The organism is Streptomyces sp. CLCI03 (assembly GCF_053615355.1).
Map to the genome: position 1 here is coordinate 3,651,810 of NZ_CM132132.1, position 20,541 is coordinate 3,672,350.

Annotated in this window: 20 protein-coding genes; 10 read left to right on the plus strand and 10 right to left on the minus strand. The window is 71.3% G+C overall.

Annotated elements, in window-relative coordinates:
- The first annotated feature begins 58 nt into the window (after window positions 1–58).
- Window positions 59–1,285, plus strand: a complete 1,227-nt coding sequence (locus ACWG52_RS16740) for a LamG-like jellyroll fold domain-containing protein (RefSeq protein WP_390139439.1) — start codon at window positions 59–61, stop codon at window positions 1,283–1,285.
- A gap of 88 nt (window positions 1,286–1,373) precedes the next feature.
- Here ACWG52_RS16740 and ACWG52_RS16745 read toward each other — a convergent pair whose 3' ends face one another.
- On the minus strand, window positions 1,374–1,967 hold the full coding sequence (locus ACWG52_RS16745) for a M23 family metallopeptidase (RefSeq protein WP_390139441.1): 594 nt from the start codon (window positions 1,965–1,967) through the stop codon (window positions 1,374–1,376).
- Between the two features lie 319 nt (window positions 1,968–2,286).
- On the opposite strand from ACWG52_RS16745, the gene ACWG52_RS16750 reads away from it, so the two are divergent.
- Window positions 2,287–5,241: an NACHT domain-containing protein gene (locus ACWG52_RS16750; RefSeq protein WP_390166457.1), complete on the plus strand. Its 2,955-nt coding sequence runs from the start codon at window positions 2,287–2,289 to the stop codon at window positions 5,239–5,241.
- A gap of 69 nt (window positions 5,242–5,310) precedes the next feature.
- Here the strand turns inward: ACWG52_RS16750 and ACWG52_RS16755 are convergent, their stop codons facing one another.
- Entirely contained in the window at window positions 5,311–7,836 is a 2,526-nt protein-coding gene (locus ACWG52_RS16755; RefSeq protein WP_033219171.1) for an ATP-dependent Clp protease ATP-binding subunit, read from the minus strand.
- A gap of 462 nt (window positions 7,837–8,298) precedes the next feature.
- Here ACWG52_RS16755 and ACWG52_RS16760 point away from each other — a divergent pair, with 462 nt between their 5' ends.
- Complete coding sequence (locus ACWG52_RS16760; RefSeq protein ID WP_390166459.1) at window positions 8,299–8,928, plus strand: SCO3374 family protein; 630 nt, start codon at window positions 8,299–8,301, stop codon at window positions 8,926–8,928.
- 4 nt (window positions 8,929–8,932) lie between these two features.
- On the opposite strand, the gene ACWG52_RS16765 is transcribed toward ACWG52_RS16760, so the two are convergent.
- The 7 genes from ACWG52_RS16765 to ACWG52_RS16795 all read right to left on the minus strand — a co-directional run bounded on the left by ACWG52_RS16765 (window position 8,933) and on the right by ACWG52_RS16795 (window position 13,058).
- Window positions 8,933–9,268, minus strand: coding sequence for a histone-like nucleoid-structuring protein Lsr2 (locus ACWG52_RS16765; protein ID WP_030009902.1), 336 nt, complete (start codon window positions 9,266–9,268; stop codon window positions 8,933–8,935).
- Window positions 9,269–9,433: 165 nt separating this feature from the next.
- Window positions 9,434–9,964 (minus strand): amino-acid N-acetyltransferase, encoded by a 531-nt coding sequence (locus tag ACWG52_RS16770; protein WP_030727070.1) that lies wholly within the window; start codon window positions 9,962–9,964, stop codon window positions 9,434–9,436.
- An 11-nt stretch (window positions 9,965–9,975) separates the two neighbouring features.
- The gene (locus tag ACWG52_RS16775) at window positions 9,976–10,428 is read right to left on the minus strand and encodes a BlaI/MecI/CopY family transcriptional regulator (protein ID WP_389803429.1); all 453 of its coding nucleotides are present in this window, start codon (window positions 10,426–10,428) and stop codon (window positions 9,976–9,978) included.
- Between the two features lie 102 nt (window positions 10,429–10,530).
- Window positions 10,531–10,695, minus strand: coding sequence for a hypothetical protein (locus tag ACWG52_RS16780; RefSeq protein ID WP_033219175.1), 165 nt, complete (start codon window positions 10,693–10,695; stop codon window positions 10,531–10,533).
- A gap of 14 nt (window positions 10,696–10,709) precedes the next feature.
- Window positions 10,710–11,303, minus strand: coding sequence for a ribonuclease D (locus ACWG52_RS16785; protein WP_208869336.1), 594 nt, complete (start codon window positions 11,301–11,303; stop codon window positions 10,710–10,712).
- 67 nt (window positions 11,304–11,370) lie between these two features.
- Window positions 11,371–11,556, minus strand: coding sequence for a DUF397 domain-containing protein (locus ACWG52_RS16790; protein ID WP_030727059.1), 186 nt, complete (start codon window positions 11,554–11,556; stop codon window positions 11,371–11,373).
- 371 nt (window positions 11,557–11,927) lie between these two features.
- A complete protein-coding gene (locus tag ACWG52_RS16795; protein WP_453128937.1) occupies window positions 11,928–13,058 on the minus strand; it encodes a threonine aldolase family protein in 1,131 nt (376 codons plus the stop codon).
- A gap of 112 nt (window positions 13,059–13,170) precedes the next feature.
- Here ACWG52_RS16795 and ACWG52_RS16800 point away from each other — a divergent pair, with 112 nt between their 5' ends.
- From ACWG52_RS16800 to ACWG52_RS16820, 5 genes are read left to right on the plus strand one after another with little or no spacing between them, the layout of a single operon-like run.
- Window positions 13,171–14,082 carry a Rossmann-like and DUF2520 domain-containing protein gene (locus ACWG52_RS16800; protein ID WP_389803437.1) on the plus strand — a complete coding sequence of 304 codons (912 nt, stop codon included), beginning with the start codon at window positions 13,171–13,173 and terminating at the stop codon, window positions 14,080–14,082.
- A complete protein-coding gene (panC, locus tag ACWG52_RS16805; RefSeq protein ID WP_390139450.1) occupies window positions 14,079–15,083 on the plus strand; it encodes a pantoate--beta-alanine ligase in 1,005 nt (334 codons plus the stop codon). Before ACWG52_RS16800 ends, panC begins: the two co-directional genes overlap by 4 nt.
- Window positions 15,080–16,831, plus strand: coding sequence for an L-aspartate oxidase (locus ACWG52_RS16810; protein ID WP_389803443.1), 1,752 nt, complete (start codon window positions 15,080–15,082; stop codon window positions 16,829–16,831). Before panC ends, ACWG52_RS16810 begins: the two co-directional genes overlap by 4 nt.
- A gap of 2 nt (window positions 16,832–16,833) precedes the next feature.
- The gene (nadC, locus tag ACWG52_RS16815) at window positions 16,834–17,802 is read left to right on the plus strand and encodes a carboxylating nicotinate-nucleotide diphosphorylase (RefSeq protein WP_389803446.1); all 969 of its coding nucleotides are present in this window, start codon (window positions 16,834–16,836) and stop codon (window positions 17,800–17,802) included.
- 3 nt (window positions 17,803–17,805) lie between these two features.
- Window positions 17,806–18,615, plus strand: coding sequence for a type III pantothenate kinase (locus tag ACWG52_RS16820; RefSeq protein ID WP_389803449.1), 810 nt, complete (start codon window positions 17,806–17,808; stop codon window positions 18,613–18,615).
- Between the two features lie 48 nt (window positions 18,616–18,663).
- Here ACWG52_RS16820 and ACWG52_RS16825 read toward each other — a convergent pair whose 3' ends face one another.
- On the minus strand, window positions 18,664–19,101 hold the full coding sequence (locus tag ACWG52_RS16825) for an ATP-binding protein (RefSeq protein ID WP_390166464.1): 438 nt from the start codon (window positions 19,099–19,101) through the stop codon (window positions 18,664–18,666).
- Window positions 19,102–19,287: 186 nt separating this feature from the next.
- On the opposite strand from ACWG52_RS16825, the gene ACWG52_RS16830 reads away from it, so the two are divergent.
- Together ACWG52_RS16830 and ACWG52_RS16835 are read left to right on the plus strand one after the other, a co-directional pair.
- Window positions 19,288–20,139, plus strand: coding sequence for a helix-turn-helix domain-containing protein (locus tag ACWG52_RS16830; protein ID WP_389803455.1), 852 nt, complete (start codon window positions 19,288–19,290; stop codon window positions 20,137–20,139).
- Window positions 20,140–20,150: 11 nt separating this feature from the next.
- Window positions 20,151–20,342 (plus strand): DUF397 domain-containing protein, encoded by a 192-nt coding sequence (locus tag ACWG52_RS16835; RefSeq protein ID WP_389803458.1) that lies wholly within the window; start codon window positions 20,151–20,153, stop codon window positions 20,340–20,342.
- The last annotated feature ends 199 nt before the right edge of the window (window positions 20,343–20,541 follow it).

Sequence of the window (20,541 nt, forward strand, 5' to 3'; positions counted from 1 at the left end):
GGGCGGGACGGGTACCGGGCGGTATCCGCCCACGGGTCCGTGACTTAGCATCCGTGGCATGACCGACGGTACGAATCCCCCGAGCCACCCGCAGCCCGAGCCCGCCCCCGGGAGCGGCGGATACGGGTTCCCGCCGGGACCGCCCGCCCAGGGCGGCTACGGCTACCCGACCCCGTCCGGGGGCTACGGCTACCCGCAGTCGGGACAGCAGCCGAACCCGTACCAGCAGGACCCGGGGGCCGGTTACCAGCAGGACCCGGCGGCCGGATACCCGCAGGACCCGGCGGCCGGATACCCGCAGGATCCGGGAGGCGGCTACCCGCAGGACGGTGGCGGTCAGTGGTCCCCGGCCCAGCCGGGCTTCACGAGGCTGGCCGGTCCGGACCTGCCGGGCTCCTCGCAGCCGGACTGGGAGGCCATGGCCGACCGCTCGGCGGCCGAGCGGCGCAAGAAGCGGTTGTGGATGCTGGGCGGCGCGGTGACCGTACTGGCACTGCTGGCCGGCGGCGGAACGTTCTTCCTGCTGGGCGACGACGACGGACAGGACGCCCAGCCCGCGAACTCGGCCTCCGCCTCGCCCGAGCCGGACGATTCGAAGGGGCCCGCGGCCTACACCGCGACCGTCGCGGGTGACGACACCCTGCTGCGCGACAGCTACGGCGGCATGGGCATCCGGCTGGGTCCCGACCTCAAGGTCGGTCCGCTGGGCAAGCGTTTCCAGGTCGTCGGCAAGGGCAACGGGAACTCGTGGGGGCAGTCCGCCGAGCCGGTCGTGGACGTGACCAAGAGCTTCACGGTCACGGCCCGCGCCTACAACTCCGCCACCAAGGGCTCGCGGATCGTCATGAGCCAGGGCGACGGGGAGTCGTTCTCCTTCGAGCTCGGCGTGAACGAGGTGAACGGCAAGCAGGCCTGGATCTTCCGTGTGCAGACGGGCGACAAGGGCGCCGCGGCCACCACGCGGACGGTCACCGCCGAGGGGCTCAACATGGTGAAGACGCCCACGCTGCTGATGGCCACGTACGACGCCGACAAGAAGGCCATCGCGCTCTACGTGGACGGCAAGAAGGCCGGCGAGACCCCGGTGCCGCCCATCTGGCAGGCCCCCGGTCCGCTGCAGCTCGGCCGGTCCAAGCACCACAACATATGGACCGGTCCGTGGCAGGGCGCCCTGCACAGCCTCAAGACCTACGACATGGCCTTCACGGCGGAGCAGGCCGCCGCGTACAAGGAGGGGAAGCTCGATCCATCGCCGAAGCCGACCCATGCCTGGCTGCTCACCTGATCGGTGAGCAGGGCGGGTCGGCCGGTGCGACGGGTGCCGCGGGCGCCGCGAGTGCGGCGCGTGCGGCGGTCGGGACGGGTCGGTCGGGTCAGACGGTGACGCCGTTGGTGCGCAGGAAGGCCACCGGGTTGACGGCCGAGCCGTAGTTCGGGGTGGTGCGGATCTCGAAGTGCAGGTGCGGGCCGCTGGAGTTGCCGGTGTTGCCGGACAGGGCGATCCGCTGCGAGGCCTTGACCTTCTGGCCGACCTTGATCTGGATCTTCGAGAGGTGCGCGTACTGGGAGTACGTGTTGTTCGCGTGCTTGATCACGATGGCGTTGCCGTACGCGGGGCCGTCGCCGCCGCCGTTCGGGCCGGCCTTGACGACGGTACCGGCGGCCGCGGCCTTGACCGGGGTGCCGACCGGGACGGCGAAGTCCTGGCCGGAGTGCTTGTGGGACCACATGTTGCCGCCCTTGCCGAAGGTGGCGGACAGCGTGTACTTCTCCAGCGGCTTGTCCCACAGGCCGGTCTTCGAGGCGCCCGCGGCACCGGCGGCGCCGGCGGTCTTGGCGGTGACGGCGGCCTGCGGGGCGTCTGCGAACGCGGCGGTCGTGCCCGCCCCGAGGGCCAGCACCGCACCGAGAACGGTGGTGCCGACAGCGATACGGGTACGACGGGTGTAGACGCGCTTCGCGAACATGTGCAGACCTCCGGGGCCGGGAACAAGGGGGGTTTCACACCTGTCAGAGGCATGAAGTGACCCGGCACGATCGAGCGAGTGCCGGGCTGGCTCAACCTTGGTAACCCGCGGCCCGGGACTTCCCCAAATGCCCCGATTACTAGCGGAACTCGTAGCGGCACCCCTGTGACGCGTCCCGTTGACGGCCTCCCTCCAGGGGCGAAGGTCCTGCGACAGGGCGTTTTGGATCTACGAAACGGCCTAGTACGTCCGTTTTGTCTTGTGCCGCTTGTCACCGAAGCCAGGACCGTTTGCGACCCACGTCACTAGGCTCCGGCCCGTGGACGTATCGGTGTTGGGAATCCGGCTGGCCTCGGGGGTCGTGACCCCGCTCGTCAGGAAGCTCTTCCGGCACGAGGAGGCGGGCGCGGGCCTGGTGGACCGGCCGCACCGGATCTCCTCCTACGTGGCGTGGCGCGAGAAACGCGACCTCGACGCGGCGGACCTGCGCAGGCTCGCCGACCGCTTGGTCGAGGAGGCCTTACGGGCCCCCGGGGAACGCCCCCTGCCGCCCGGCGAGGAGGCGGGCGTGGCGGCCGCCCTCGCCGCCACCCTGCACGCACTGGGCGACCTCACCCTCTCCGACGTGGAGGCCGTCCGCCTCGGACCGCGGGCCTTCGCCCGGCAGCTGCGGGCCGCCGCCCCGCACCCCGGGCTCTCCCGCGACGCCGAGCTCTTCCACTCCCGCCTCGTGGACCTGGCCTGCCTGCACATCCTCAACTTCTTCACCCAGCGCTCCACCTTCGTCGCGTCGACCCTGGTCGAGCAGAGCCGGCTGCACGCCGAGACCATCGCCAAGGTGGACGAACTGCTGACCCGCGTCCCCCGCCAGGACGGCCGCGACAGCGCCTTCGAGGCCCGCTACCTGGACTACCTGGCCCGGCGCCACGGCTCCCTCACCATCTTCGGCCTCGACCTGGCCCCGGGATCCTCCCGCTGGCCGCTGGACGCGGCCTACGTGAGCCTGGAGGTCACCGCCGCCCCCGGAGACCGGGCCGAGGCGCTCCCCGCCGCCCCCTACTCCCTGCCCGCCGACCGGCTGCTCGACGAGCACCCCCGCGTCCTGCTGCGCGGCGAGGCGGGATCCGGCAAGACCACCCTGATCCAGTGGCTGGCCGTATCCGCCGCCCGGGACCCCGGCGCGGGGACCGTCCCCTTCGTCCTGCCGCTGCGCACCCTGACCCGGCACGGCGAGCGGCTGCCCGCGCCCCGCGACTTCCTCGCCGGCTCCCCGCTCGCCGGGGAGGCCCCCGACGGCTGGGAGGGCCGGGTCCTGCGCGACGGCCGCGCCCTGCTCCTGGTCGACGGCATCGACGAGATCCCGGCGACCGAACGCGACCGGGCCCGCGACTGGCTCGCCGACCTGATCGCCGCCTGTCCCGGCAACCGCTGGCTGGTCACCTCCCGGCCCTCGGCGGTCCGGCCGGACTGGCTGGCCGCCGTGGACTTCTCCGAGGTGACCCTGACCCCGATGACCCGGGCGAACGTACGGGCTTTCATCGAGCGCTGGCACACGGCCGCGGACCACACCCCGCCGGAGTACCGGGACCAGCTGCTGGACGCCGTCGCCAGGAAGCCGGACCTGGCCAGGCTGGCCACCAATCCGCTGTTGTGCGGGATGATCTGCGCCCTGCACCGGGAACGTCGCGGCTTCCTCCCCACGGGCCGCAAGGAGCTGTACGCGGCCGCCCTGTCCATGCTGTTGCACCGCCGCGACCGCGAGCGGGGCCTGCTGCTGCCGGACCTGGCCGAGGAACCCCAGCTCCAGCTGCTCCAGCGACTCGCCTACTGGCTGATCCGCAACGGCCGCACGGAGATGGACCGCACCCGGGCCGAAGCGCTGATCGCGGACGCGCTGCCCGCCGTACCGGCCGCCCGGGTCCTCGGTGACGCTCCGGAGGTGTTCGCGCACTTCCTGGAGCGCACCGGCCTGCTGCGGGCACCGACGGAGGACACCGTCGAGTTCGTCCACCGCACCTTCCAGGACTTCCTCGGAGCCCGGGCCGCCCTGGACGAGGGCGGCCTCGGCGAGCTGACCGGTCACGCGGAGGACGACCAATGGGAGGACGTCATCCGCATGGCGGTGGCCCAGGGCCGCCCGCGCGAGCGCACCGAGATCATCCGGGGCCTGCTCGACCGCGGCCCCGACCGGTCCGTGCTCCTGGCCTACGCCTCCCTCCAGTACGCGGCGGAACTCACCCCCGCGCTGCGCGCCGAGGCCGAGGCCGCGGTACGGCACCTGCTGCCGCCCCGGAGCATCGACCAGGCCCAGGAGCTGGGCCGGACCGGACCGCTCGTGCTGGAACTGCTGGCCGACCCGGCCGAGGCGAGCGAGGAGGAGGCCCTGATGGCCGTCGCGGCGGCCGGCGAGACCCTCTCGGACCTGGCCGTCCCCTACCTGGCGGGCTTCCGCGACACGCGGTCGCCCGCGGTCCACCACGCCCTGGTCTCGCTGTGGGGCCGCTTCGACGCCCGGGAGTACGCCCGGGAAGTGATCGAACACCTCCGCCACGATCCGCACGCCCTGCAGATCCTGCGCGACGGCCAGGCGGACGCCTTGCACGCGTTCACACGGCCGCCGGGGCTCGTCGTGCGCGGTGCGGTGTCCGCCCGCGCCCTGTCCGCACTGTGCTCCCGCGTACAGGTGGTGAGTCTGAGCCTCCTCGAACTCGAAGAGCTCACCGATCTGGACTTCCTGCGAGGACAGGAGGCGCTCGACGTGCTGGAGGTCAACCGGTGCCACGGGCTCACGGACGTGACGGCCCTCCACGGCCTGCCGATACGGGTCGCCCGCCTGAGCATGTCCGTGCCGGGACTGCACGAGGCCATCGCGAGCTGGCCCCGCCTGCGGTCACTGGAGTTGTACTCGCCGCACCCCTGGTCGGCCCGCGACCTCGCACCCGGAGCGGAGCTCGAATCCCTGATCCTGAACACCGCCTCGGTGCGGATGGAGGGCCTGGGCCGGCATACGGGGCTGCGCATCCTGAACCTCGGCCACGGTTGGCGGCCCACCGGCCCGGCGGACTGGGCCGAGCTGTCCCGGCTGGACCGGCTGGAGGAGCTGGCCGTGTCGGACGAGGTCCTGGCGAGCCTGGTCGAGCACCTGAGGCTGCCGTCGCTGCGGACCCTTCGGCTGTACGAGGACGAACCGATGGCGCCCGGCCTGGCGGAGCGGCTGGCCCGGCGCTTCCCCGAGACCGAGGTCGAGTCCTTCTACACGGTGTACGAGCAGTGACCCGATGACGGAAAAGGGGCGGCCCCAGGACCTGTGGGTCCTGGGGCCGCCCCTTACCGCTCGGTCGCGTCACGCGCCCTTCGACAGGTCCGGGCCGGAGCCCGTGGCCTCGATCGGGGGGAGGTCGGGCAGAGCCGACTTCTCCTCGCCGCGGAAGGTGAACTTGGCGTCCTCGCCCTCACCCTCCTTGCCGACGACCACGATGTGACCGGGACGCAGCTCGCCGAAGAGGATCTTCTCCGACAGGATGTCCTCGATCTCGCGCTGGATGGTCCGGCGCAGCGGCCGGGCACCCAGGATCGGGTCGTAGCCCCGCTTGGCGAGCAGGAGCTTGGCGTCACCGCTCAGCTCGATGCCCATGTCGCGGTCCTTGAGGCGCTCGTCGACCTTGGCGATCATGAGGTCGACGATCTGGATGATGTCTTCCTCGGTGAGCTGGTGGAAGACGACCGTGTCGTCGACACGGTTGAGGAACTCGGGCCGGAAGTGCTGCTTGAGCTCTTCGTTGACCTTCGCCTTCATCCGGTCGTATCCGGTCTTGGTGTCGCCCTGAGCCGCGAAGCCCAGGTTGAAGCCCTTCGAGATGTCCCGGGTACCCAGGTTGGTCGTCATGATGATGACCGTGTTCTTGAAGTCCACGACCCGGCCCTGGGAGTCGGTCAGGCGACCGTCCTCCAGGATCTGGAGAAGGGAATTGAAGATATCCGGGTGGGCCTTCTCGACCTCGTCGAAGAGGACGACGGAGAACGGCTTCCGGCGCACCTTCTCGGTGAGCTGGCCGCCCTCTTCGTAGCCCACGTAGCCGGGGGGCGAACCGAAGAGACGGGAAACCGTGTGCTTCTCGCTGAACTCCGACATGTCGAGGGAGATCAGCGCGTCCTCGTCGCCGAAGAGGAATTCGGCGAGCGTCTTGGAGAGCTCGGTCTTACCGACACCGGACGGGCCGGCGAAGATGAACGAGCCACCCGGGCGCTTCGGGTCCTTCAGACCGGCACGGGTACGGCGGATCGCCTGGGAGAGCGCCTTGATGGCGTCCTTCTGGCCGATGACCCGACGGTGGAGCTCGTCCTCCATGCGGAGCAGTCGCGAGGACTCCTCCTCGGTGAGCTTGAAGACGGGAATGCCGGTCGCGGTCGCGAGGACTTCGGCGATGAGCTCACCGTCGACCTCGGCGACGACGTCCATGTCGCCGGCCTTCCATTCCTTCTCGCGCTTGGTCTTCGCCGCCAGCAGCTGCTTCTCCTTGTCACGGAGAGACGCCGCCTTCTCGAAGTCCTGGGAGTCGATGGCCGACTCCTTGTCGCGACGCACGCCCGCGATCTTCTCGTCGAACTCGCGGAGGTCCGGCGGCGCGGTCATCCGACGGATGCGCATCCGGGAGCCGGCCTCGTCGATCAGGTCGATCGCCTTGTCCGGGAGGAAGCGGTCCGAGATGTACCGGTCCGCCAGCGTCGCCGCCTGGACGAGGGCCTCGTCCGTGATGGAGACGCGGTGGTGGGCCTCGTAGCGGTCGCGCAGGCCCTTGAGGATCTCGATCGTGTGGGGGAGGGAAGGCTCCGCCACCTGGATCGGCTGGAAGCGGCGCTCAAGGGCCGCGTCCTTCTCGAGGTGCTTGCGGTACTCGTCGAGCGTCGTGGCACCGATGGTCTGGAGCTCACCACGGGCCAGCATGGGCTTGAGGATGCTGGCGGCGTCGATCGCGCCCTCGGCGGCACCCGCACCCACGAGGGTGTGGAGCTCGTCGATGAACAGGATGATGTCGCCGCGGGTGCGGATCTCCTTGAGCACCTTCTTCAGGCGCTCCTCGAAGTCACCGCGGTAGCGGGAACCCGCGACCAGGGCGCCGAGGTCGAGCGTGTAGAGGTGCTTGTCCTTGAGCGTCTCGGGAACCTCGCCCTTGACGATCGCCTGGGCCAGGCCCTCGACGACGGCGGTCTTGCCGACGCCGGGCTCGCCGATGAGGACCGGGTTGTTCTTCGTGCGGCGGGACAGCACCTGCATGACCCGCTCGATCTCCTTCTCGCGCCCGATGACCGGGTCGAGCTTGGATTCGCGGGCCGCCTGGGTGAGGTTGCGGCCGAACTGGTCCAGGACGAGCGAGGTCGAGGGCGTACCCTCGGCCGGGCCGCCGGCAGTGGCCGACTCCTTGCCTCCACCGGTGTAGCCGGAGAGCAGCTGGATGACCTGCTGCCGGACTCGGTTGAGATCGGCGCCCAGCTTCACGAGGACCTGGGCGGCGACGCCCTCGCCCTCGCGGATCAGGCCGAGCAGGATGTGCTCGGTGCCGATGTAGTTGTGGCCGAGCTGGAGGGCCTCTCGGAGCGAAAGCTCCAGGACCTTCTTCGCCCGCGGGGTGAAGGGGATGTGGCCGGACGGGGCCTGCTGCCCCTGACCGATGATCTCCTCAACCTGCTGGCGAACAGCCTCGAGCGAAATCCCGAGGCTCTCCAGGGCCTTAGCGGCGACACCCTCACCCTCGTGGATCAAGCCCAGGAGGATGTGCTCGGTGCCGATGTAGTTGTGGTTGAGCATCCGGGCTTCTTCCTGAGCCAGGACGACAACCCGCCGCGCGCGGTCGGTGAACCTCTCGAACATCGTTTATCGCTCCTCAGAGCGGTCGGGCAGTTCGGGGTCGGTCCCCGCCCTGTCCTTCCGCATGCTAGTCCCGTGGGGCGGGACAGCTCATTCCAACTGCCGACATCCGTCCACGGCTCACCCCTGCATCAGCGGGAAAACCGGCTTGAAGAGCCGACAACTGCTCCAACTCGATGGTGCGAGACGATGTTCCCGCAGGCCAGGCAGATACCCGTCATGCGTGTACGCCGACGGCGAACGGAGACCCGTCAAATCAGCGTGTCGCCCCGATCCACTAGGAATGTCTTACCCGTAAGGACTGACACTCCATGCCGGTGGCACCGGTTCCCTCAGCTAAGGGCGAACACGGTTGCGTCCCGAATGCGGACTCCGGAGTCCACGGAAGTTTACGTTCCGCACGGCGGTGAGTGCGGTCCGTCACATTGAGCGTAACCCGGAGGCGTTTCGGAAGTTGCTCCGGACATGGCCGTCACCCTGCCGCTCGCCACGCCGCTCGTGCCGTCGCCCCGCCCGACGCCCGAGGAGGACGCCTACGCCTCCTGGTACGGGAGGGTGCTCGGCTGGACCGTCACGGGCGGGCCGCCGGTCCAGCTCGCGACCGGGGTCCGGTTCGACGTGCTGGAGCTGCCGTCCGACGCGGGGGCCGCGCTGTTGCGCAGGCCGGTCGCGACGGGCCCGGTGGCCCTGATGGGACGCCGGATGCGGTTCCTGGTGGCCGCGGGCGGCGCCGAGGAGCTGGACGGGCTGCTGGACTGGCTCGAATGGGGCGGGGTCGCCCTCGATCTGACCGCCCTGGGTGCGGGTGGCCGGATCACCGCCCCGGTGCCACCGGGGCATGCCGTACGGGACGGGTGTCCCCGGGGGGCCGCCGTGTGGCTACGGCCCCCCGAGCAGGGGTGCGAGGCACTTCTGCCTGCCCTGTCCGGTCCCGGACAGGGTGCCGGTCCCGGCCGGGTGGGCGCCGGTCCCGATCTCGTGCGCCTGGTCTCCGCGGCGGCGACGGAATGCCACCGCGCGCGACTCCGGCGCCGGACGCCCTCGCGGAGCGCCGTGGCCGGGCCTCCCTCACGGGCCGGCCGGGTCAGTCCCTGACGGGTCAGCCCCGGTTCTCGTAGGCGTCGCGGATGTCCTGCGGTACGCGGCCGCGGTCGTTGACGCTGAGGCCCTGGGACTTCGCCCAGGCGCGGATCTCCGCGGTGTCCGGGTTGCCGGACGCCACGGCCGTACGGCCCTTGGCGCGACCGGTGGACGCGCGGCCACCGGTGCGGCGGCCGCCCTTGGTGTACGGGTCGAGCAGACCGCGGAGCTTTTCAGCGTTGGCGGTGGTGAGGTCGATCTCGTAGGTCTTGCCGTCCAGAGCGAACGTCACCGTCTCGTCCGCCTCGCCACCGTCGAGGTCGTCGACAAGAAGGACCTGAACCTTCTGTGCCACCGGGATTTCCTTTCATCGAAAAGCAGTACGCGGAAAGGAAACCGCTTTTGCCTGGAAAACACAAACCCCCGGGGAGAGGTTCGAGACCGCAACAGGGCGGGAAACGTACGCGATTCGGACATAGGCCACAGGCAGGCGGAGCACCGGAAAAGCTGAGGCCATCGATCAGAGGTGCAGAAGCATCCGACTGTTGCCCAAGGTGTTCGGCTTCACTCGTTCGAGACCGAGGAACTCGGCGACACCCTCGTCATAGGAACGCAGCAGCTCCATGTAGACATCGGTCTTGACCGGGGTCTCGCCGATCTCGACGAAGCCGTGCTTCGCGAAGAACTCGACTTCGAAGGTGAGGCAGAAAACCCGGCTCACCCCGAGGGTGCGGGCGGTACGCAACAACTGCTCCAGCACCTGATGCCCGACTCCGGCACCCTTCAAGCCCCGGTCCACGGCGAGAGTGCGTACTTCGGCAAGGTCTTCCCACATCACGTGGAGAGCCCCGCAGCCGACGACCTGACCGTCGGACTCGCGTTCCGCGACCCAGAACTCCTGGATGTCCTCGTAAAGGACGACCGGAGCTTTGTCGAGCAGGATCCGCTGCTGCACGTACTGGTCGAGGAGGCGGCGCAGCGCGGGAACATCACGCGTCCGGGCACGGCGGATCGTCACTGTTTCTGCATGTGCAGTGGAAAACTCTCCCATGGCTGCGGACGTTATCGCCCCGGCTCCTGCGGGCGCTCGTCGGACTCCCCTTCGGCCGCGGGCGGAGCGGTGGGTTCTGCGGCGGCGTCCGCGCCCGACCCGTCGTCGTACTGGACCACGCGCACGGCGTCCCGGAGGGCTTCCCGCTGTTCCGCGGACATCATGCCGAAGAAGGCCACGAGGGCGGCCGCGGGGTTGTCGCTCGTCGACCAGGCTTCGTTCATCAGTGCGGCCGAGTAGGCGGCGCGGGTGGAGACCGCCGTATATCGATAGGCGCGGCCTTCGGCTTCCCGGCGGACCCAGCCCTTCTGATGGAGATTGTCCATAACGGTCATGACCGTGGTGTACGCGATGGACCGTTCCTGCTGGAGGTCTTCCAGTACTTCTCGCACGGTGACCGGGCGGTTCCACTGCCACACCCGTGTCATGACGGCGTCTTCGAGTTCTCCCAGGGGGCGAGGCACACCAGCACGATAGTGCGGCTTGTGCGGAATTGCCCGACTATTCGCTCGGCAACGCGCAGGAAAAACGGGCGCGCGGCCGGTGAGGCCGCACGCCCGAGGGGGTTACTTCTGCTGCTGGGTGGCTTCGGCCCGGGCGAGCACGGCGTCGACCGCCGCGTCTTCCTTGGCCTTGTTGGAACCGCCCTGGCTCTTCACGATCGTCACGACGAGAGCGATGAAGAACGTGGCCATCACGAAGGGGGGCACGAGCGCGGAGACATAGTCCATGCCCCACAGCGTAGCTACCCGGCGGCGAGCCCGGCCTCCGGGGGCGGGGTGGGCTTGCGGCGTGGCGGGAACACCTCACCGGGGGTCGGAATCGGCCGCTCCGGGCGCGGCGGCTCCTTGGGGTTCGGCGCCGGACGGGCCGGCGGGTCGTCCTTCTCCTTGCCGCCGGCCAGGGCCAGCAGCCGGGTCCGGGGCGCGGGGGCGGTCGACAGCCGCCGGCGTACGGAGCGCTCCGCGACCGTGCGGACCCGTTCCAGCAGTGCGGCGGCGACCGGATTGGCGCGGAGCGCGCGCAGGGCGGCGAGGTCGTCGGGCTCCGGTTCGTACCCGGCGGCCAGGGCGTCCTGCAACAGCTCCAGATAGCCGGAGAGGCTGCCGGGCAGGGCGCCCCGGTAGCGGGCGAGGTCCGCGAGGAGGAAAGCTCTGAGTCGGCCCGCCTCCCGGACCGCTTCGTCCACCGACTGCGCGAGGCGCAGGCAGTCCTGGACCTCCTCGGCCGCCAGGGGGGCCGAGGAGGACTGAAGGGCGTGGGCGAGGAGGCGCCTGAGCAGGTGCAGCTCAGCGGCGCTGAACGCCATGCCGCCGCGGGATCCGTAGGGCGTGGGCATGGGCCGAAGATACGCGCTAATCGGACAAAATCCCCTGATCGCGGATGCGGCGCGCTCGGCGGGTCCCTCAGCCGGTCTCTTTGACCGCGCGCAGGAAGTCGGCCCAGGCGGCCTGGGTGGTGGCCAGGACGAGGTGGGCGGGGTCGGCGCGGTCGGCGACCTTGACGAGGGCCCCGGGAGCCGTCGCGACGTAGACGCAGGCGTCGCCCTCACTGCAGAACGAGGACTTCCGCCACACGGGCTGAGTGGTCATGGTGTCTCCATCCGGGCGCGGTGGCCGGTAATTGCCGTCAATGAAGGTAACGCCGTGGCCGGTCCGCGCCGGTGGCTTTCGGGAATTCGGCGTTTCGCCCTTGCCTTCCGGACGCGGTACGGGTACCGCTGAGCCGGGTCTTCCCCCCGCCCTTTCGCCGTTTCCCGACACCGCTGGAAGGTGCCCCCCTGGCGGGGCCGGATCGCGGACTAGGGCCTGTCTTTCGGATCAGGGCGGATCAGCCCGCGGCGTCTGGTGCCGTGGATCGCAAGGCCGAGGAGGGAGTCCATGCGGAGCATCGACGACCGACGAGAACGCGGCGAGGTGCGGCACCAGGCGTCGCGGGCCCGGAATGATCCGAAAGACAGGCCCTAGATGCGGGCCACGAAGGCCGAGACCGCTTCGTGGACGTCGGACTCCGTCCAGGACAGGCCGGGCCGGGTGATCTCCATTTCCGTCACCGCCAGGCCCGGCGGGCCCTCGGCGGACCAGCGGCGGAAGAGGACCGTGCCCGTCTCCTCGGCCTGGCGCAGGCCCGCCTCCGTCAGCCGGTCCGGCTCGTACGGGAGCCACACCTGGAACTGGTGGGTGTGCGGCTCCTCCGGGTGGATCCGGGCCCACGGGACTCCCGAATCCGCGAAGGCCGAGCGCAGCGCCCCCGCGACCGTCCGCGCCTGCGTCACGTACGACGGCAGCCGGGGCAGTTCCCGTTCCAGTCCGGCCAGCGCCGCGAGGGCCTGCGGGAACTGCCGGAAGATCTGGCCGCCGTAGCGGTGCCGCCAGACCCGGGTCTCCTCCACGAAGGAGCGGGGCCCCGCCAGCGCCGCCCCGCTCAGGCCGCCGAGCGACTTGTAGAACGAGACGTAGACCGAGTCCGCCAGGCCCGCGATCTCCGGCAGGGTGCGCCCGAAGTGGACGGTGGACTCCCACAGCCGGGCCCCGTCGAAGTGGACGACCGCGTCCCGCTCCCGGGCCGCTGCGGTGAGCGCCTCCAGCTCCTCCCAGGTGGGCAGCAGGAAGCCCGCCTCCCGCAGCGGCAGCTCCACCATCAGCGTCCCGAAGGGCTCCCGCAGCGCCTCGACCTCCTCCGCCGTCGGCTGGCGGGCCTCCGTCGTCGGGTGCGTCACGCGCAGTCCGGAGACGGCCGAGAGGGCTTCGCCCTCCCAGCGCTCCGGATGGCTCATCGGGTGCAGGGCCACCACCGGGTTCCCGGTCCGGCCCGCCCAGCAGCGCAGGGCGATCTGCTGGGCCATCGTGCCGCTGGGGAAGAACGCCGCGTCCTCGGTGCCCAGCAGCTCGGCGACCTTGCCCTCCAGCGCGGTGACGACCCCGTCGCCGTAGACGTCGGCCGGCCCGTCCATGGCGTACGGGGCCTCGGCGAGCGAGCCGAGCAGCTCCCCCACGGTGGGCTCCAGCAGGCTGCGCGACAGCTTCCGCTCCGCCCCGCGCCAGGCCGCGACCAGCCGCTTCGTACGTTCGGTGTCCTCGCTGTTGTCACTCATGGGCAATGATCCTCGCTCCACTCGCCGCCGACCGGCCAACTGCCCCAGGAGCTAGCATGGCGGCGTATCGTCCGGTACCCCCCGCGGACTGGAACGGAAGGGCCCTCCCCGCGTGAATCCATCACAGCAGCCACGCCCTGCCCGGCTCGCCGTCGGCGTCGTCGGAGCCGGCCGCGTCGGTCCCGCGCTGGCGTGTGCGCTCCAGCAGGCCGGACACCGGCCCGTCGCCGTCTCCGGAGTGTCCGACGCGTCCGTGCGGCGGGCCGCGCGGATGCTGCCCGATGTGCCGCTCGTACCGCCCGCGCAGGTGCTGGAGCTGGCCGACCTGGTGCTCCTGACCGTCCCCGACGACGCGCTGCCGTCCCTGGTGGAGGGTCTCGCCGAGACCGGCGCGGTCCGGCCCGGACAGCTCCTCGTGCACACCTCCGGCCGGTACGGGACCTCCGTGCTCGACCCGGCGCGCCGCGCGGGCGCCCTCCCGCTGGCCCTGCACCCGGCGATGACCTTCACCGGTACCGAGGTCGACGTGCAGCGGCTCGCCGGCTGCTCCTTCGGCGTCACCGCCCCCGAGGAGCTGCGCCTGGCCGCGGAGGCCCTGGTCATCGAGATGGGCGGGGAGCCCGAGTGGATCGCGGAGGAGAACCGTCCGCTCTACCACGCGGCCTTGGCCCTCGGCGCGAACCACCTGGTCACCCTGGTCGCCCAGTCGATGGAGCTGCTGGCCAAGGCCGGGGTGGAGCACCCCGACCGGATGCTGGGCCCGCTCCTCGGCGCGGCCCTCGACAACGCCCTGCGCTCCGGTGACGCCGCCCTGACCGGGCCGGTGGCCCGCGGGGACGCCGGGACGGTCGCCGCGCACGTCTCGGAGCTGCGCCGGCACGCGCCCGCCGCGGTCGCCGGGTACCTGGCGATGGCCCGCACCACCGCGGACCGGGCCCTCGCCCACGGTCTGCTGAAGCCCGAACTCGCCGAGGACCTGCTCGGTGTGCTCGCCGACACGGAGTCCGACGGAGGCGACCGGTGACCGACCTGCTGCTGCACACCGCCGAGGAACTGCACAAGCTGTCGCGCACCGGCCGCCGGGCCGTGGTGATGACCATGGGCGCCCTCCACGAGGGACACGCCACCTTGATCCGCACGGCCCGCGAGCTGGCCGGGCCCGAGGGGCAGGTCGTCGTCACCGTCTTCGTCAACCCGCTGCAGTTCGGGGCCGGCGAGGACCTCGACCGCTACCCCCGCACCCTCGACGCGGACCTGGTGATCGCCGAAGAGGCGGGCGCCGACGCGGTGTTCGCCCCCGCGGTCGAGGAGGTCTACCCGGGCGGCGACCCGCAGGTGCGGATCACCGCCGGCCCGATGGGCGAGCGCCTCGAAGGCGCCACCCGCCCCGGGCACTTCGACGGGATGCTGACCGTCGTCGCCAAGCTGCTCCACCTCACCCGCCCCGACCTGGCGCTCTTCGGCCAGAAGGACGCGCAGCAACTGGCGCTGATCCGGAGGATGGTGACCGACCTGAACTTCCCCGTCGAGGTGGTCGGCGTACCGACCGTCCGCGAGGAGGACGGGCTCGCGCTGTCGTCCCGCAACCGCTACCTCTCGGCCGCCGAGCGGGGCACCGCCCTGGCCCTGTCGCGCGCCCTGTTCGCCGGCCGCGACCGGCTCGCCGCGCAGGCCGCGCTGCGCGCCCGCGCCGAGGCCTCACCGGCCAGCGACGAGCGGGCCACCGCCCTGGCCCGCCTCGGCGAGATCCGCGCCTCCGCCGACGCGCACGCCGTCTCGGCGGCCGTCTCCGCGGCCGGCTCCGGGCTGCCGGACGCCGTACGGGCCGCCGCGCTGCACGTCCTGGACGAGGCGGGCCGCCACGAGCCGCCGCTCGTGCTGGACTACCTGGCGCTGGTGGACCCGCTGGACTTCACCGAGACCGGTCAGGACTTCACCGGGCAGGCCGTGCTGGCCGTCGCCGCGAAGGTGGGCGCGACCCGGCTGATCGACAACATCCCATTGGAATTCGGAGCACACTCGTGAGCACCCCAGGCAGAGGCATCCCGTCGGGCGGGGCAGGCGCGGGCACCGGCATACGGCTGCACGCACCGGCCCCCGGCTGGTCCCTCGACGCCGACGTCGTGGTCGTCGGTTCCGGCGTGGCGGGCCTGACCGCCGCGCTGCGCTGCGCCGCCGGGGGCCGCCGTACCGTCGTGGTCACCAAGGCCCGGCTCGACGACGGCTCCACCCGCTGGGCCCAGGGCGGTATCGCCGCGGCCCTCGGCGAGGGCGACACACCCGAGCAGCACCTCGACGACACCCTGGTCGCCGGTGCGGGCCTGTGCGACGAGGAGGCCGTCCGGCTGCTCGTCACCGAGGGGCCGGACGCGGTACGTCGGCTGATGGCCACCGGCGCGGTCTTCGACACCTCCACGGAGACCGGCGAGATAGAACTGACCCGCGAGGGCGGGCACCACCGCCGCCGGATCGCGCACGCGGGCGGCGACGCCACCGGCGCCGAGATCTCGCGGGCGCTCGTCGAGGCCGTGCAGGCCGCGGGCATCGAGACCGTGGAGAACGCCCTCGTACTGGACCTGCTGCAGGACGCGCAGGGCCGTACGGCCGGTGTCACCCTGCACGTCATGGGCGAGGGCCAGCACGACGGGGTCGGCGCCGTGCACGCGCCCGCCGTGATCCTCGCGACCGGCGGCATGGGCCAGGTCTTCTCCGCGACCACCAACCCGTCGGTGTCCACCGGTGACGGCGTGGCGCTCGCGCTGCGGGCCGGCGCCGAGGTCTCCGACCTCGAATTCGTTCAGTTCCACCCGACGGTGCTCTTCCTCGGCCCGGATGCCGAGGGCCAGCAGCCGCTGGTGTCGGAGGCGGTCCGGGGCGAGGGCGCGTACCTCGTGGACGCGGACGGCGTGCGCTTCATGCAGGGGCAGCACGAGCTGGCCGAGCTGGCGCCCCGCGACATCGTCGCCAAGGGCATCATGCGCCGCATGCAGGAGCAGGGCGCGCAGCACATGTACCTCGACGCCCGGCACTTCGGCGCGCGGATGTGGGAGCAGCGCTTCCCGACCATCCTGGCCGCCTGCCGCTCCCACGGCATCGACCCGGTGACCGAGCCGATCCCGGTGGCGCCCGCCGCGCACTACGCGTCCGGCGGCGTCCGGACCGACCTGCACGGGCGGACCACGGTCCCCGGTCTGTACGCCTGCGGCGAGGTCGCCTGCACCGGTGTGCACGGCGCGAACCGGCTGGCGTCCAACTCCCTGCTGGAGGGGCTGGTCTTCGCGGAGCGGATCGCCGAGGACATCGTCGCCGAGCGGGCCGCCGGCCGCGGCCCGGGGATACCGGTCCCGGCGACCGGCCCGCTGCAGCCCGGCGGTGCCCGGTACGAGGTCCAGCGGATCATGACGGAGGGCGCGGGCGTGCTCCGCTCCGCCGATTCGCTCGCCGCCGCGGCCGAGGCCCTGGAAGCGCTGTACGCCACCGCCCTGAACGAGCTGGAGGCGCACGGCAAGACCGCCGAGCCGGGCGTGGACACCTGGGAGGCCACGAACCTGCTGTGCGTGGCGCGGGTCCTGGTCGCCGCGGCGCAGCGGCGGGTGGAGACCCGTGGCTGCCACTGGCGTGAGGACCACCCCGAGCGGGACGATGCGCACTGGCGCCGCCATCTCGTCGTCCGGCTCTCGGCGACCGAGAAGCGCGCCTTGGTCGTCGTACCCACCGACTCCGCGGACTTCCCGTCCGTGCACCCCCTGAGCAACCCGAGCCTGGAGCAGTGACCGTGAGCACCCCCGAACTTCCCCTGATCGACCAGAACGACGGCGGCTGCGGCGACGACTGCGCCTGCGGCGACGGCGAGGAGAGCGGCCTGGACCCGGCGCTGGCGCAGCTGCTGGCCGACGCCGGCCTGGACCCGATCGAGGTCGAGGACATCGCGCACATGGCGCTGTCGGAGGACCTGGACGGCGGTGTGGACGTGACGACGGTGGCGACCGTGCCGGAGGAGGCCGAGGCCGTCGCCGACTTCGTCGCGCGCGAGGACGGTGTGGTGGCCGGTCTGCGGATCGCCGAGGCCGTGTTCTCCGTGGTCTGCACGGAGGCCTTCGAGGTGGAGCGGCACGCGGAGGACGGCGACACCGTCACGGCCGGTCAGCTGCTGCTGTCCGTGCGCTCGCGCACCCGTGACCTGCTGACGGCGGAGCGCAGCGCGCTGAACATCATGTGCCGGCTGTCGGGCATCGCGACGGCCACCCGCCGGTGGGCCGACGTGCTGGAGGGCACCTCGGCCAAGGTCCGCGACACCCGCAAGACGACGCCGGGTCTGCGTTCGCTGGAGAAGTACGCGGTGCGCTGCGGCGGCGGCGTCAACCACCGGATGTCGCTCTCGGACGCGGCGCTGGTCAAGGACAACCACGTGGTGGCGGCGGGCGGCGTCGCGCAGGCCTTCAAGGCCGTGCGGGAGGCCTTCCCGGAGGTCCCCATCGAGGTCGAGGTCGACACGCTGGAGCAGATCGGTGAGGTCCTGGAGGCCGGCGCCGACCTGATCCTGCTGGACAACTTCACGGTCGAGCAGACCGCGCGGGCCGTGGCCCTGGTGGCCGGTCGTGCGGTGCTGGAGTCCTCCGGCCGCCTGACCCTGGACACGGCCCGCGCGTACGCGGAGACGGGCGTGGACTACCTGGCGGTCGGCGCGCTGACCCACTCCTCGCCGATCCTGGACATCGGACTCGATCTGCGCGAGGCGGTGTAACCCGTGCTCCTCACCATCGACGTGGGCAACACCCACACGGTCCTGGGCCTGTTCGACGGTGACGAGATCGTCGAGCACTGGCGCATCTCGACCGACCCGCAGCGCACGGCCGACGAGATGGCCGTGCTCATGCAGGGGCTGATGGGCATGCACCCGATGCTCGGCAGCGAGCTCGGCGACGGGATCCACGGCATCGCGATCTGCTCGGCGGTGCCGTCGGTCCTGCACGAGCTCCGCGAGGTGACCCGCCGCTACTACGGCGACGTGCCGGCGGTGATCGTGGAGCCGGGCACCAAGACCGGTGTGCCGATCCTCATGGACAACCCGAAGGAGGTCGGCGCGGACCGCATCGTGAACGCGGTCGCGGTGGTCGAGCTCTACGGGGGCCCGGCGATCGTGGTCGACCTCGGTACGGCGACCACCTTCGACGCGGTGTCCGCGAAGGGCGAGTACGTGGGCGGGGTGATCTCCCCGGGCATCGAGATCTCGATGGACGCGCTCGGCGTACGGGGTGCCCAGCTGCGGAAGATCGAGCTGGCGCGTCCGCGCAACGTGATCGGGAAGTCCACGGTCGAGGCGATGCAGTCGGGCGTGGTCTACGGCTTCGCGGGGCAGGTCGACGGGGTCGTGACCCGGATGGCGAAGGAGCTGGCCGGGCCGCACGGGAACCCGGACGACGTGCGGGTCATCGCGACGGGCGGGCTGGCTCCGATGGTGCTGGGCGAGTCCTCGGTGATCGACGACCACGAGCCGTGGCTGACGCTCATCGGGCTGCGGTTGGTGTACGAGCGCAACGCGCCGAAGTTCGGGTAGACCGGTACGGGAGAGGGGCCGTACCCCGTGCGTACGGTCCCGGCCCGGTCAGGCATGGACTTCGACCCACAGCAGCTTTCCCCCGGAGTCCCCGTACAGCCCCGTCCCGCCGAGCGGATACCCGCCCCAGTTGGCGGCGTACGCCTGTACGAGGAAGAGCCCGCGGCCTCGCTCGGCACCCGGCGGCGGTGTGCCGCCGGGGGAGTCCGCTCCGAACGGCGACGGGATGTGCGGATTGCTGTCCCAGACGCTGACCCGCAGCCGAGTGGACCCCATGGCCCGCAGCCGGAGTGTGTACGGGCCGTCGGAGTGGAGGTAGGCATTGGCCATCAGCTCCCCGGCCAACAGCTCGGCCGTCTCGACGAGTGCGCTCATCGCGTGTGTGCGGAGCACGGAGCGCAGGGTCTGGCGGGCGAGGCCAGGGGCGCGGGGATCCTGTGGGAGTTGCAGGCTGTAGGCCCACGACGGGGATACGGTGGCAGGCATGGAAGTCTCCGATCACGGAGGGGTGTTGGTCGTGTTGCGCTTGCTGCCCGGTGACCTGGCCGCTCCGTCGAACGGGGTACTTCCGGGTGAGGTGGCCTGCGTCCCAGATTAGAGGTCGTCAAAGATTCTTTGCGTAAATCCAAGGTCTTCGATCCGGAATTCCCTCGTGTGAGTGAGGAGTGAAACATGGTCACTCGCCCCGCCCCGACGGCCCGTCGTGCCCGGCTGGCGGCTGAACTGCGCAAACTCCGCGAGCGGGCCGGTATGACTGCCACCGAGGCCGCGGCCTCGATCGGCACGAGCTCGGGCCAGCTGAGCAATGTGGAGACGGCCAGGTTCGGAGTGAGCCCTGACCGCGTTCGTGCGATGGCACGCGTCTACTCGGCCTGCGACCATCAGCTCGTGGAGGCGCTGGCGGCGATGGCAGCCGACCGCACGAACGGATGGTGGGAGCAATACCGGGAGGTCCTGCCTCCCAGCCTCCTCGACCTGGCCGAACTTGAGCACCACGCGTTGGCGTTGCGTGCCGCCTACACGGCTCATGTTCCGGGCCTCTTGCAGACGGCGGACCACGCACGGGAAGTCTTCCGGCAGGTGGTACCGGAGCTGACCCCACCCGAGGTCGAGCACCGGGTGTCCCACCGGATCAAGCGGCAGGACGTGCTCTACCGGAGCGACCCCATTCCCTACACCGCGATCATCCACGAGGCGGCCCTGCGGATGCAGTTCGGCGGACGCGCCGTCGTCAAGGGGCAGCTCGCCCACCTCATGGAGATGGGGCAACGAAGCCAGGTCCGCATCCTGGTGATCCCCTTCGACGCGGGCTCATTCCCCGGTGCCGGCCAGTCGATCTATTACGCCCACGGACCCGTGCCGCAGCTCGACACGGTCCACCTGGACCAGTCCCACGGTCCGGCACTGGTGGATGCCGAGGCTCGGCTGGACGGATACCGGCTCCTCCTCGGCCGCATGGAGGCCATGGCCCTCGGCCGGGAAGAGAGCAGCCAGTTCATCCACAGCATCCTGCGGACCCTGTGAAGGGAAGACCCATGTCCGAGCTCAGCTGGCAGAAGTCGTCCTACTGCGGCACCGGCGAGGCCTGCGTACACGTCGCGACAGCCGGACCCGGCGCGGCCGTGAACGTGGCCGGCAGCGCCGACCCCGGCGAGACATACCTGACCGTGTCCCCGGCCGCCTGGTCGGCCTTCCTACGAGCCGTGAAGAACCCCGGCGCCGTTTGAGGGAGGATCCGCGCGATCCCGGCCGACGGCGTCCTGAGAAACCTGCCCGCCCCGTCACTCACCGCGAGTAGCCTGGCGCGATGGTGGACGTGGGGGTGAGCGAGCTGCGCCGGAGCCGCGAGCGACTCGCCAAGCAGGGGGAGGCCGCCGAGCAGGCGGGGGAGAACGCGGTCAGCGGACTACTGCTCTTCTACGCTGC

What these genes read in the sequence shown, in the direction of transcription:
- ACWG52_RS16740 (WP_390139439.1), top strand. Translation starts at nt 59, where the DNA reads ATGACCGACGGTACGAATCCCCCGAGCCACCCGCAGCCCGAGCCCGCC.
- ACWG52_RS16745 (WP_390139441.1), bottom strand. Translation starts at nt 1,967, where the DNA reads ATGTTCGCGAAGCGCGTCTACACCCGTCGTACCCGTATCGCTGTCGGC.
- ACWG52_RS16755 (WP_033219171.1), bottom strand. Translation starts at nt 7,836, where the DNA reads ATGTTCGAGAGGTTCACCGACCGCGCGCGGCGGGTTGTCGTCCTGGCT.
- ACWG52_RS16760 (WP_390166459.1), top strand. Translation starts at nt 8,299, where the DNA reads ATGGCCGTCACCCTGCCGCTCGCCACGCCGCTCGTGCCGTCGCCCCGC.
- ACWG52_RS16770 (WP_030727070.1), bottom strand. Translation starts at nt 9,964, where the DNA reads ATGGGAGAGTTTTCCACTGCACATGCAGAAACAGTGACGATCCGCCGT.
- ACWG52_RS16780 (WP_033219175.1), bottom strand. Translation starts at nt 10,695, where the DNA reads ATGGACTATGTCTCCGCGCTCGTGCCCCCCTTCGTGATGGCCACGTTC.
- ACWG52_RS16785 (WP_208869336.1), bottom strand. Translation starts at nt 11,303, where the DNA reads ATGCCCACGCCCTACGGATCCCGCGGCGGCATGGCGTTCAGCGCCGCT.
- ACWG52_RS16790 (WP_030727059.1), bottom strand. Translation starts at nt 11,556, where the DNA reads ATGACCACTCAGCCCGTGTGGCGGAAGTCCTCGTTCTGCAGTGAGGGC.
- ACWG52_RS16795 (WP_453128937.1), bottom strand. Translation starts at nt 13,058, where the DNA reads ATGAGTGACAACAGCGAGGACACCGAACGTACGAAGCGGCTGGTCGCG.
- ACWG52_RS16825 (WP_390166464.1), bottom strand. Translation starts at nt 19,101, where the DNA reads ATGCCTGCCACCGTATCCCCGTCGTGGGCCTACAGCCTGCAACTCCCA.
- ACWG52_RS16830 (WP_389803455.1), top strand. Translation starts at nt 19,288, where the DNA reads ATGGTCACTCGCCCCGCCCCGACGGCCCGTCGTGCCCGGCTGGCGGCT.
- ACWG52_RS16835 (WP_389803458.1), top strand. Translation starts at nt 20,151, where the DNA reads ATGTCCGAGCTCAGCTGGCAGAAGTCGTCCTACTGCGGCACCGGCGAG.